This is a genomic window from Methanothermococcus thermolithotrophicus DSM 2095 (assembly GCF_000376965.1).
Lineage (GTDB): Archaea > AGJL01 > Methanococci > Methanococcales > Methanococcaceae > Methanothermococcus > Methanothermococcus thermolithotrophicus.
Genome location: NZ_AQXV01000036.1, coordinates 1 through 12,939 on the forward strand (window position 1 = coordinate 1; position 12,939 = coordinate 12,939).

Annotated in this window: 11 protein-coding genes, 1 tRNA gene and 1 pseudogene; 7 read left to right on the top strand and 6 right to left on the bottom strand. The window is 33.3% G+C overall.

The window, feature by feature from the left end:
• Positions 1-42: 42 nt before the first annotated feature.
• Positions 43-129 (bottom strand) — tRNA-Ser (locus tag F555_RS0102510).
• Positions 130-259: 130 nt separating this feature from the next.
• Between F555_RS0102510 and F555_RS0102515 the strand changes: the two genes are divergently transcribed.
• Positions 260-1,189 (top strand): EF-Tu/IF-2/RF-3 family GTPase, encoded by a 930-nt coding sequence (locus tag F555_RS0102515; protein WP_018153647.1) that lies wholly within the window; start codon positions 260-262, stop codon positions 1,187-1,189.
• Between the two features lie 176 nt (positions 1,190-1,365).
• Here F555_RS0102515 and F555_RS0102520 read toward each other — a convergent pair whose 3' ends face one another.
• The 3 genes from F555_RS0102520 to ftsY form a co-directional block, all read right to left on the bottom strand.
• Positions 1,366-2,169 (bottom strand): aspartate dehydrogenase, encoded by an 804-nt coding sequence (locus tag F555_RS0102520; protein WP_018153648.1) that lies wholly within the window; start codon positions 2,167-2,169, stop codon positions 1,366-1,368.
• A gap of 17 nt (positions 2,170-2,186) precedes the next feature.
• Positions 2,187-2,453: a PRC-barrel domain-containing protein gene (locus F555_RS0102525; protein WP_018153649.1), complete on the bottom strand. Its 267-nt coding sequence runs from the start codon at positions 2,451-2,453 to the stop codon at positions 2,187-2,189.
• 235 nt (positions 2,454-2,688) lie between these two features.
• Positions 2,689-3,885: a signal recognition particle-docking protein FtsY gene (gene ftsY, locus F555_RS0102530; RefSeq protein ID WP_018153650.1), complete on the bottom strand. Its 1,197-nt coding sequence runs from the start codon at positions 3,883-3,885 to the stop codon at positions 2,689-2,691.
• 200 nt (positions 3,886-4,085) lie between these two features.
• Here ftsY and F555_RS0102535 point away from each other — a divergent pair, with 200 nt between their 5' ends.
• From F555_RS0102535 to tpiA, 5 genes are all read left to right on the top strand, one after another.
• Positions 4,086-4,541, top strand: a complete 456-nt coding sequence (locus F555_RS0102535; protein ID WP_018153651.1) for an Hsp20/alpha crystallin family protein — start codon at positions 4,086-4,088, stop codon at positions 4,539-4,541.
• A 314-nt stretch (positions 4,542-4,855) separates the two neighbouring features.
• Positions 4,856-5,503, top strand: coding sequence for an METTL5 family protein (locus F555_RS0102540; RefSeq protein WP_018153652.1), 648 nt, complete (start codon positions 4,856-4,858; stop codon positions 5,501-5,503).
• Between the two features lie 215 nt (positions 5,504-5,718).
• Positions 5,719-6,894 carry an RNA-guided endonuclease InsQ/TnpB family protein gene (locus tag F555_RS08930; protein ID WP_018153653.1) on the top strand — a complete coding sequence of 392 codons (1,176 nt, stop codon included), beginning with the start codon at positions 5,719-5,721 and terminating at the stop codon, positions 6,892-6,894.
• Positions 6,895-7,098: 204 nt separating this feature from the next.
• On the top strand, positions 7,099-7,917 hold the full coding sequence (locus tag F555_RS0102550) for a 2-amino-3,7-dideoxy-D-threo-hept-6-ulosonate synthase (protein WP_018153654.1): 819 nt from the start codon (positions 7,099-7,101) through the stop codon (positions 7,915-7,917).
• 45 nt (positions 7,918-7,962) lie between these two features.
• On the top strand, positions 7,963-8,628 hold the full coding sequence (gene tpiA, locus F555_RS0102555) for a triose-phosphate isomerase (RefSeq protein WP_026182921.1): 666 nt from the start codon (positions 7,963-7,965) through the stop codon (positions 8,626-8,628).
• 53 nt (positions 8,629-8,681) lie between these two features.
• On the opposite strand, the gene sepS is transcribed toward tpiA, so the two are convergent.
• The gene (sepS, locus tag F555_RS0102560; RefSeq protein WP_018153656.1) at positions 8,682-10,298 is read right to left on the bottom strand and encodes an O-phosphoserine--tRNA ligase; all 1,617 of its coding nucleotides are present in this window, start codon (positions 10,296-10,298) and stop codon (positions 8,682-8,684) included.
• Positions 10,299-10,418: 120 nt separating this feature from the next.
• Between sepS and F555_RS08935 the strand changes: the two are divergent.
• A pseudogene (locus F555_RS08935) lies at positions 10,419-11,717 on the top strand (NCS2 family permease).
• 97 nt (positions 11,718-11,814) lie between these two features.
• Here F555_RS08935 and F555_RS09185 read toward each other — a convergent pair.
• On the bottom strand, positions 11,815-12,879 hold the full coding sequence (locus tag F555_RS09185) for a cell wall-binding repeat-containing protein (protein WP_018153657.1): 1,065 nt from the start codon (positions 12,877-12,879) through the stop codon (positions 11,815-11,817).
• Positions 12,880-12,939 lie beyond the last annotated feature (60 nt).

A 12,939-nucleotide genomic window follows, 5' to 3' on the forward strand; every position in this document is an offset into this window, starting at 1 on the left:
AAATGCGGTTAAAATAGCCTTATTTTTATCAAAAAAGTAAAGCGCAGGGGAAGGGATTTGAACCCTTGCGGAGCAAAGCTCCACCGGATTTCAAGTCCGGCGCCTTTGTCCAGGCTCGACCACCCCTGCTCAGAACATACTTATAGAAGTAATAAGTAGTATATATACTTTACGCTTTAGTTTTCAGAAGTTTAATATATAATTAGATCAATCAGATATTAATCTCAAAAACGAATTATGAAATACTCTGGTGAGCTCTATGAAAAATATAGGAATAGGATTATTTGGAGATTTTGAAGATGCTGGAAAGAACCTTGGAAAAAAAGGTACATCAACAGATATAACCCTTTACAACTACAAAAAAGATGATGATTCAGTATTTTTTGTTGAACCTACGAGGTATCCTGAAAGGATTCATCCATTGATCTATGCAATAAATATGGCCGATTATGCCCTTGTATTTGTAGATGAGATAAAACCAGAACTTGGGGAAACTCTTTTAGCCTTGGATATGCTCGAAGTCAAAGAAGGTGCTTTTGTAGTTGGAGAATACGTTGATGTTGAACAGTTGAAAGCAATAATTTCAAAAACTTCAATGAAAGACTTTGAATTTATGGAAAAAGATTATATTCAGATAAGGGAAAAGATGATGGAGCTTCCACTAAAGGAAGGAGATACAAGTTTTGTAAAAATCCCTATAGACCATTTTTTCACAGTTAGAAGTGTTGGAACAGTTATTTTAGGTAAGGTTGAAAAAGGAGACTCAGTTAAAATCCATGACAACCTTAGAATATATCCAACTGAAAAAAAGGCAATGGTAAGAAGTATCCAGGTAAACGACAAAGATGTTAAAGAGGCAGGTTTTAATTCAAGGGTCGGATTGGCATTAAAAGGAACTAATACGGAAGAATTAGAAAGGGGGATGATTCTCTCAAATGGGGAGTTAAATGTTTCAGATGAAATCGAGCTCGAAATGAAGTGGAACCCTTATTCAAACAAGGAGATAAAAGTAGGTGAAGGCTACCAGATAATATGTGGTTTACAGTCTGTAAGTAGTAAAGTAGTCGAAAAAGAAGGGGATAAAATCAAACTGAAACTAATAAAACCAATTGCCTATGAAAACGGTGAAAAAGCCGTTCTTTTAGATGGCAGTGCAAAAATAAGGATATTGGGTGTAGCTACACTCTAATATTCGATTATCTTATTTTTGATGAAAAATCAGTAAAATTCCCATGGTTGTAAGATTATGGATTGATAAAATACAGATTTGAAATTTTTTTAAGCTCCCATGCAATAACCTTTTTTAAATACTTTTTAGCTTCAGAATAGTGAAACGGAGATGGGAAAACCTGCGTTGCAGATTATTTACGTCCCAATCCTTATGGGTTCTGAAAGGTCTTTTATAAGTTGTATAACAGCGTATGCCGCCAATGCAGATGTTTTTGGATTATCCTTACATGGATAGTTTTCAACTGTGGTTCTTACGGTGCCAATAGAACCTCTTACAAAAATTTCATGCATATTAACTGTGGCATTTGGGTCTGCAACTATCTTTACCTTTGCAGGAAAATTAGATGCCAGTGAAAGAATAACGGAAACATTAATGTTCATCGGGAAATTGTTAATTGCGTCAAAAACATCTCCTTCAAAAACTACGGTAGGTTCTTTAATGTTTTCAAAATCGATTCCTTGGTTTTTAAGAGCATCTTTTAAACCTTCAACAGGTTTTGTCGTAGTTAAAACTACTTCTTTGATTTTACCAAGGGATGCTGATTTAATTGCATCAATTCCTGCAATGGCTCCTGAAGGTATGTATATTCTTTTCTGCTTTTCTTCTGCAAGATTTCGGAGTTTTATGTACAATTCTTTGTCCACAAAGGCACCTACGCTCATTACAATGACGTCTTTTCCATGGTTCAAGGATTTTTCTACAACATCCTCAACTGCCTTAACTGATGCAGATTCTACCACTATATCTATGTCCTTTTTTACTAATTCATCCACTGAGTTACAAACTTCTGCACCAGATACTTCTGCTAGAAATTCTGATTTGTCCAGATTTTTATCGTAAACTGCCAATATTTTTGAATTTGTTAGTTTTTTAGAAATCACTGCTTTTGTAATCAGTGTGGCTATTGTTCCGCATCCTACTATTCCAATTTTTAACATTAGCATCACTTTAAGGTTTATTGCTGAGGATAGTTTTCTCTCTTTACTGGAGGTTTTATTAATATGATGTTTCCTATTGCTGTGACTAAGTTGTAAGGTAAGACTATTTTTTTAGATGGGTCTTCTATCAATTCCCTTAAACAACCGTCAAAGACATCTGATACCACTATACCACTAACTGATGACTTTTCAGTGTCGATCATTGCATCATAGACTTTTCCAACATATATGGCATCTGTTGTGTATATTTTTTTCTCCAACAAATCACTAATTTTAATCGCCATAATATACCTCCCAGTGCATTTTAATCATTGATATTATGGATTATTTAGTATTAAAATATTTTTAATTTACTTTTTTATTTTAGATTAGTAATTATGTTATTTATGGAAAAAGCTATTACTTGTTTAACCATAAATGCTAGGGAATACAATGAATATGGAAAAAATTCTAAAATATACATAATAAAATGATTGTAAAAATTTTAAGGAAAATTGGTAACTTAAAAGAAGTTTTTTATTAAAATTCCCTCTCAGTGGAGAACTTAACTTCTTCATCATCTCCAAATAACTTATTGATCATCCAATCTACATCGAATTCCTGTAAATCGCCGTATCTCTGACCGACCCCCATAAATAGAACAGGTTTTCCTATTGAATAAGCTATGGATAATGCAGCTCCTCCTTTTGCGTCTGCATCCACTTTTGTTAATATTGCACCATCAACATTTACAGCTCTGTTGAATTCTTCAGCCTGGGTTATGGCATCGTTTCCAGCAAGGGAATCTCCTACAAATATTGTTAAATCTGGTTTTGTTACCCTTACAACTTTTCTAATCTCATCCATTAGGTTGATGTTTGTAGCCTGCCTTCCTGCAGTGTCGGCTAAAACAACGTTAATACCTCTTGCCTTGGCGTGCTGTATTGCATCGTATATTACAGCTGCACTGTCTGCACCTTTTTGATGTTTTATAACTTTAACTCCAACATTTTTCCCATGTTCTTCTAACTGTTCAATTGCACCTGCTCTAAATGTATCACCTGCAGCTAAAACTACTGAATACCCTTTTTCTTTTAATTTGTAAGCAAGCTTGGCTATTGAGGTAGTTTTTCCAGTTCCGTTTATTCCGACAAATACAAAAACAGCAGGTTCATTTAATTTTTTCTTTTCCTCTATTATATCGTATATGTTAATGGATTTTTGAGATAATATACCTCTTATAGCATTTTTCAAAGCATTTATTGTAATCTCTTCAGGGTCATCCTTTGCAGAGATTTTTGTACCTACCAACTGTTCTTTTAAAGATTCTATAATTTTTTCAACAACTTCATAGGCCACATCAGCTTCTAAGAGCTCGAGCTCCATTTCATCTAAAACTTCTTCTATATCGTCTTCAGTTAGTACAACATCTTTTCCAAGGACCTTTTTAATGGTTTTTGTAATTTTAAACCTATCAAGAAAACCTACTTTTTTATTTTCTTTTTTCTTTTCCTCGGTTTTAGGTTCAGTTCCTGGCCCAGATTCTGTTTCAGTTTTAATTATTTGTTTAGTTTCATATGGTTCGGTTTTAGATTCAACGGGGGTCGATTTTAATTCTTCCTTGGGAGGAGCCTCTTTTGTAACATCTGGTTTTTTTTCAGCTTTACCCTTTGAATATATTTTTTCAGTTATTTTTGACACAGTTTTACTCAATTTTTCCTTTAAACTTCCAAACATAATACCACCATAATAAACATAAGTTTAACATTATCCATAAGTCAATTCTGATACATATATCATAATGGCGTGGGTTGTTATATTATTTTCTTTTACTGTTATGCATGGTATTGACACAAATTCACACAAAACCGAAAAATTTATATAGAACCTCAAAGTAACAATAAAGCAATGATAATAATAATGAGGTGGGTGATATCATGTTCGGAAGAGATCCTTTCTCAGAAATAGAAAAAATGATGATGGAAGTATTTTCAACCGCTGCACCTATGAGTAGAATGACATATAAAATGGGTTCAACAGGCGGTATGGGTGTAGAAATCTCAGGTAAGGGATACTTGCCTATAACATTAATCGAAGGCGATGACACTATAAAAGTTATGGCAATGCTTCCAGGAGTAAATAAAGAAGATATTGTAATTAATGCAATTGGAGACACGCTTGAATTGAGGGCAAAAAGAGCTCCAATGATGGTAACAGAATCTGAAAGAGTTATATATTCTGAAATTCCAGAAGACGAAGAAATATACAGGACAATAAAACTTCCAACACCAGTTAAAGAAAGCAATTCCTCTGCTAAATTCGAAAATGGTATGCTTATAATATCACTTCCTAAGGCAGAGACATCAGTTAAAAAAGAAATCAACATTGAATAAATTGATGATTAATTAATTTGTCACATATTACAAAGATCATCGAAACTTTGGATCAACATTTTCCAAAGGTTGGGATGTATCTTTTCTAAATGTTGGGGGAGGGTAAGTTAAATATTAATAATTATTTTTTTATTTTTGTTAATAGTTTCTATTTTACGTATGTATTAACCGTAATGTATATACTATAGTCGTTCTGCGAATATTGTCATAAACAATTTATATTAAATTTCAATTTAGAAGTATTATAATCTAAGTAATTCAAATTAAAAATTTTAAGAGTCGTATTGCAGAACTACTAATTTTGGGGAGATTCCATGAAAAAGAAACACTTAGAAATTATATTGGACAATTTAAAGCCACATCCTAGGCCTAAACCCCACTTAGAACAATATACAATTGAAGGAAAATTGGCTAGTGAAATACTCTTTTTTGCAAAGGACGATATCGTAGATAATTTTGTCATCGATCTTGGATGCGGTACAGGTAAGTTGGCGATAGGTGCAAAACTCCTTGGTGCTAAAAAAGCTTTAGGAATTGATATTGATGAAGAAACAATTGAGACTGCAAAGGAAAACGTAGAATTAGTCAAAAATAAAGTTGAGGATTTTGCAACTTCATCTGACGATTTAGACATCGTTTTTTTAAAAATGGATGTTAGAGACATTGACCGTAGTTTTTTAGAAGAAAATTCAAATTTAAAAAAAGTTGTTATTCAAAACCCTCCGTTCGGAGCTCAGAAAAAATACGCAGATAGAGTTTTTTTAAATAAGGCTTTAGAAATCGGAGATGTGATATACACCATCCACAACACTCCAACAAGGGACTTTATAATTAACTATGTTAAGGAGAAAGGAAGAATAATAACCAATATCTTCCAGGCAAGTTTTAGAGTTCCTAAAATATATGATTTCCACAAAAAGAAGTCTTCAGATATTCCCGTGGATATTTACAGGATAGAGTAATCATAAATATAACATGGTATATGTATATATTTATATTATTTAATTGTCAAACAACTAAATTATAAATTACTCTTATTTACTATACGTATTATACTTTTAAAAAATTCTGCATATGGCTATGTTCATAAGCTATAGCTCACAATTTTAAACAAATGTTTCAAATATTATTAAATAATAATACCATTTGACTAACACTAAATTAAGAGTTGGTCTTAATGAAACGAACTGAAATAATATTTATAAATAGAAATCCAACATTAGATTATTACGCTCACATATCAAAAAACCTATACAATCAAGCAACATACTTAATAAAACAAAGTCTAAAAGAAAACAAATTACTATCCTATTATGATTTAAACAATATGCTGAAAGATAGTGAAAACTACAAAGAACTACCAACACAGTCAGCACAACAAATACTAAAAATGGTCAGTAGGGACTGGAAATCATATTTTAAAGGTCTAAAAGAGTATAAAAACAACCCAAGTAAGTTTAAGAACCGTCCAAAACCACCATCCTTTAAACCAAAGGATGGTAGTTATATGTTAATATTTACTAATCAGCAGTGTAAAATAAAAGATGGAAAATTACGATTCCCAAGGAAAATAAATTTAACAGTCCCTACACGACTACCAGATAACACCAATATAAGAGAAGTCCGATTAATATCAATCTTAAACAATTATAAAGTAGAAATAATCTACGAGAAAGAACCAACAACAGTAGAACTAAACAATAATAAAATCGTCTCCATTGATTTAGGGATGAAAAACATAATAACAATGGTTAATAACTTTGGTGATAAACCTATTATCATCAAAGATAACGGTAAAGGTATCAAATCCATTAACCAGTTTTTCAATAAGGTAAGTTCTTATCTAAAATCTATTTATGATAAGCAGAATATAAAATCAGGTAAAAAGTTAAGGAGGTTGATAAATAAAAGGAATTTTAAAGTCAGTGATTGGATACATAAGGTTAGCAGATTTGTAGTTGATTATTGTATCAAAAATAAAGTTTCTAAAATCATCATTGGCTACAATGATGATTGGAAGCAGGAAGTAAGTTTGGGAAAAAGGAATAACCAAACTTTCACTTTGATACCATTTAAGACCTTAATTGATAAAATTGTTTATAAAGCGGAAGAGTATAATATTAAAGTTGTTTTAGTTGAAGAAAGCTACACTTCTCAAATGTGTAGCAATTGTGGTGTTGTTCGGAAGAGTAGTAGGAAGTATAGGGGTTTATATGTTTGTAGCAAATGCGGTAAAGTGTTAAATGCAGACATTAACGGAGCTTTTAACATTATGAAAAAAGTATTTTCAACAGGACAGAATGTTTTTAATAGTTTAAATATGTTATTAACTCCAAAGGCTGTTTATATATAAAAGCAATAGGCGAAATCCTTCGGATTTCGTTGCTCGCTTACTTCGTAAGCGAACTGGGAATACAGTACCAGGTAGGAGGGTGCGGGTCTCACCCATTAGGTAAGTTTATTACCTATAAAGCAATTGGTTATAATGAAACCAATTGCATGACCTAAATACCAATGTGATTAATTTATATGGTGAACTTTTATAGATGGTGGTTACATGAAGCTGTTTGACAGTGTCAGAAATATAGGAAAAATCATCAGATTGGAAAGAATATTCAATAAAGAAAGCGAAAAGACCGTAATAATCCCAATGGATCATGGAGTATCATCAGGTCCATTGGAAGGATTAACTGACATGAAAAAAATTGTCAATCTAGTAGCCGATGGTGGAGCAAACGCCGTTGTAGAACATAAGGGAATAGTGAGACACGGCCATAGGGGATACGGAAAAGACATAGGTTTGATAGTTCACCTATCAGCAGGAACTTCTTTATCGCCTGACCCAAATAAAAAGGTCATAGTTACAACAGTTGAGGAAGCCATTAGAATGGGTGCAGATGCTGTATCAATACATGTTAACGTAGGTGCAGATACCGACTGCGAGATGTACAGCGATTTAGGTAGAATAGCTGAAATCTGCGAATACTGGGGCATGCCTTTAATTGCAATGATGTACCCAAGAGGAAGAAAAATAGAGGATGAGAGAGAACCTGAAGTGGTAGCTCATGCCGCGAGACTAGGTGCTGAATTAGGTGCAGACATTATAAAAACAAGTTATACTGGAGACATAGATTCATTCAAGGATGTTGTTAAAGGATGTCCAGTTCCTATCGTTATAGCAGGAGGACCTAAAACAAACACCGATGAAGAATTCTTAAGAATGGTTAAAGATGCTATAGAAGCAGGAGCTGCAGGAGTGGCAGCAGGTAGAAACGTTTTCCAGCATAAAGATGTAGTTGGAATTACAAGAGCTCTTTCAATGATTGTACATAAAAATTCCGAAATAGAAGAAGCCCTAAAACAAATCAAAAAATAAATTTACTTTTTTATATCTTTTATCCAAAAAATAGCGGGTGGTAATATTAAACCCATTGTAATAATCAACTATAAAACATACCTTGAGAGCGTAGGTAAAAAGGGTTTAGAAATTGCAAAAGCTGCAGAAAAGGTAGCTGAAGAAAGTGGAATAACAATTGGGGTGGCACCTCAATTTATGGATTTAAGAATGATAGCTGAAGATGTAAGTATTCCTGTTTATGCTCAGCATTTTGATTCAATAAGTCCTGGAAGCCATACCGGCCACATATTGCCAGAGGCGTTAAAGGACTGTAACTTAAGAGGGACTTTATTAAACCATTCTGAAAAAAGAATGTTATTGGCAGATATTGAAAACTGTATAGAAACTGCAAAAAAATTGGACCTTGAAACAGTTGTATGTACGAACAACATAAATGTTTCAAAAGCCGTAGCAGCTTTAGAACCTTATTCAATAGCCATTGAACCTCCAGAGTTGATAGGATCAGGAATTCCTGTATCAAAGGCAAATCCAGAAATTGTGGAAGGAACAGTTAAAGAAGTTAGAAAAATAAACAAAGATGTTGTTATACTCTGCGGTGCAGGAATATCAAAAGGAGAAGATGTTAAATCAGCATTGGAACTTGGAACTGATGGTGTTTTATTAGCATCTGGAGTTGTAAAAGCTAAAAATGTAGAAGAAGCTATAAGGGAATTAATAAGTGAAATTTAATTCTTCTATTTTCTTATTTTCTATTATTTATTTCTTATTTTTATTATAATTTATTATTTTATTTCAATCTCAGCATTTAGGAATACTGGACCTCTAACATCTATTACTTTACTTTTACCCATTATCTGTTTTAGTGCAATATCATCTATTTTTAAGTTAATATCGCTTAAACCCCTTACAATCGGTACCTTTACCTTTAACTTATCGTTGTTTGATATTAGAGCTTCCTCTATTTTTGCCATTATCTTAAAGCTTAGGGCATCTATATATCTGAAACCTGTTGGAACTCCTTCTTCTTTACCTTTTTTAAGTAAATCGTAGAATTCTTTTTTCACGTTGTCTAAACTTTCAGGAATTCCTAGAACATTTCCATCATAGACATAGACTTCGTTAAGTATTGAAGGCCCCAATAGTTTTTTACCTTCTTCTTTCTCGAATATTTTTATTTTTATTGTTTTTTCTGTTTTGTAGAATTTTATCTTCTTTTTAAGTTCTACGCTGCAAGGTGAAGGTTTATCTTTATTTTCAATGCATAATCTGATTAATTCATCGGCTAAGTCGTATATTTCGTCGGTTATTGGGACTTTATCCAAGTTTATCATCGCAGCTATATCTCTATCACTTAAAACGTTTTCATAGAACTGAGGATATACCATTTCCCTTACATCGCCATAATTATAAGATATCATGGCAAGCCTTTCTACTCCAAGCCCTAAATTCATAACGGGAACATCTATTCCATATTTACTGAGGGCTATAGGCGAATATACACCAAATGTAGCAACTTCAATCCATTCTCTTAATTTTGGATGGTATGCATAAACTTCAGTTTGGGTTTCAGGAGTGTAATATTTACTTTTTTTCTCGTCAGGTATAAATTTGAACTTTGTAAATCCAAACTGAGATAACAAACCTTCTGCAACTACTTTTCCATCGTTTATGTCCACATCCTCTCCAACAACGACACAGGATGCAGAGTGATAGGTCATTAAATGGCTCCTATCTTCTCTCTGTTCTCTTCTAAAACATCTGTCTATTGAAAACAGTTTAAATGGTAATGGCTTTTTGTTAACGAGCTCTGCAACAGATATGAACCATCCTGAAGTCATATGGCTTCTCAATGTTAGTGCAGATGCTACAGGTTTTAGTTCTCTGAATTCTGGAAATACTTCTTCTAAAATCTTTAAACCCATTTCATTTGATGTGTTTAGGGCTTTTGCAATTTCAAAAACTAAATCATCTCCATCCAATGTACCTTTTTTGTATTGATGTAATATTCTTCTTAACCCTTCTTTCAAATTTTCTGTAATTTTTATGCCTAATCCTTCTATTTTCTTTACCTTTTCATCACTTAAACCAACATCAGGTCTTGGAAGGCCTGCCAGATAAAAACATCTGTCCAACACAGCCATGGCTTCAGGACCAAACTGTTTATATATATCTTTTTCATCCACAATAACGGGGTTTATGTACTCTTCGAATCCCATCCTTAAATATGCCTGTCTCAATCTCTCGATTGTATCCATAACAGGATGTGTTTTTCCATATATTGGTTTTATTCTTGGATATTGCCTGTCTATGTGCTTGTTTTTTATCAGCTTCTTTGTTTCCAACCATGCCTTTTCAAAGTCTTTATTTGCCAGCTTTATAACTTCATCTCTCTTAAACATCTCTATCACTAAAAACTGTTTATTTTGTTTTTTCATTTTTTCTAAGATTATGATAATTATAATGGAAATAATTTTTATATTCTAAATTATATAACAGTATATGTTATGGGGGAGGTAGTCATGTTAAAAAAGATTGAACAGTATTTTGAGTTCGATAAGTATGGTACCAATTTTAAGTTAGAGACCTTAGCTGGGTTAACAACTTTTATGACAATGGCATATATTATTTTTGTTAATCCTGCAATATTGAGTATAACCGGAATGGATTTCGGAGCGGTTATGCTGGCCACGTGTTTATCTGCGGCAATTGCAACTTTGATTATGGGAGTTTATGCAAAATATCCATTTGCACTTGCTCCCGGAATGGGACTTAATGCATACTTTACCTACGGCGTATGTTTAGGTATGGGCGTTGATTGGAGGGTGGCATTAGGTGCTGTGTTTATTTCAGGTGTATTGTTTATATTGTTAACTTTGACTAAAGTGAGATCTTGGATTTTTGATGCAATACCAAGTGCCTTGAAATACAGTACTGCAGCAGGTATTGGTCTATTTATTGCATTTATTGGTTTGAAGTCTGCAGGGGTTATCGTTGCAAATGAAGCCACCCTAGTTTCTCGGTAATATATTGGAACCACATACACTTTTAGCATTATTTGGGCTTTTTATAACTGCAGGGCTGATGTGTAGAAAAGTAATTGGTTCCATTCTTTGGGATATTGTATTAACTGCAGCTATTGGGATGTTACTTGGAGTATCCCATTACCTGAAGGAATAGTTTCAATGCCACCATCAATAGCTCCAACATTTTTACAATTGGATGTAATCGGGGCGTTGAATATTGGATTGATATCAATTATAGTGTCATTCTTCTTTGTAGATTTATTTGATACATTAGGTACATTAAGCGCCCTGAGCTCACAGGCAGGATATATGAAAGAGGGGAAACTCCCGAGAATAGACAAAGCATTGATGTCAGACTCAGTAGGTACTTCAATAGGTTCTTTATTCGGTACTTCGACAGTTACAACCTACATAGAATCAGCTTCAGGTATTGGGCTTGGTGGAAGAACAGGGTTTGTTTCTGTTGTAGTTACATTGTTGTTTTTGATTTCTCCATTCTTCTACCCGTTTGTTAAGTCAATACCTGCCTATGCAACTGCACCAGCACTGATTATTGTTGGTTCTTTGATGATATCTGCGATAAAAAACATAAATTGGGACGATACTTCTGAGGCAATACCTTCTTTTATAACCATGATTTCAATTCCGTTAACTTACAGTATAGCTACAGGTCTTGCTTTAGGATTTATATTCTATCCTGTTCTTAAGGTGTTAAGTGGAAAGGCAAAAGAGGTACATTGGCTAGTTTATGTTTTTGCAGTTTTGTTTGCTCTTAGGTTTATATACGTCTCCTAAGTAGGAAATAATAACATAAAACAACTTAAAAACGACAATCGAAAAAAATAATGGATATAAACTATATAAATTAGAAAGCATTGATAATGGAATAGCATTACTCTGAAGTTACTGAAGTATTTACATTATTTACAGTTATGTTTGTAGAGGTACTTACGGTTGTACTGTTAGAACTAATATTCACCGTAGTATCTGATGAAATATCTACTGATGCTGGGGCGTTATCATCGTCGTTATCAGCATCTGAATCATTTTTGATTCTTTTTTTAACTTTTTCCTTAACTTTGTTTTTAATCTTGTTCTTAATTTCATTTTTAATGACTTTACCTTTACCACGGTGTGCTTCTGCTTTTACTCGGATTTTATTTAAGATCATTCTTTCAGTGATTATCTCTAATTTGTAGGCTTCTTGATACTCCCCGTTATCTATGAGAGTTTGAATCTCTTCTAAATTCTGCTCCAACTCTGCGATAGAAGTTTCTTCCTGAGCGCTAATAGGAAGACCTTTCAATCTTTGAACTTTGGATTCTAGTCTATCCAATCTTTTTTCAACGATTTTTTTCAACACTTCTTGAGGCATTGCCTTTGTACTTACGTTGAAACCACGGTTTTTAAACCTGTTCATAATTAAATTTTTATTTAGCATTGGATTTTCTACAATCACAACTTCTGAAGTGTTCAGTTCTTCTAATTCATCTTCATCAATAGTTATATTGGTTCCATTGGATAATACCACAGTGACATTATTTTCAACTGTGATTTCTCCATCTTCTCCATAGACTATTACAATCTTTCTGTTCTTAAGTTGTTCTTTGAACCTTTCAAGAATTCTTTTGTTGGTTTCGTACCTTGTAGGCCCATACAATCTTTCTATCGAAACATTTGATTCATTTAACGCTTCTTCGTACTCCACTGGAACTGCTACAGGTCCGCCGATTATTATTATGTTTTCGGGAGATATTTCCATAATCTGATTAACTATACTTTCGTTATACTCACCCCATGGAGCTCGTACTATCTCTGTATCGTTAAATATTGATTGAACAACTTCTGCAGCTAAACCGTCTGCAAAATTGTCACTAACCAATATCACACTCTTCCCAAAGGCGGTAGGCATTAAAACTACCATCAAAAGAACCATAAGTTTCTTTAAATTATCCATGGTCACTCCTCCTAACTGTACAGTATAAAATATGGATGCCCTAATATTTAAATAATTATA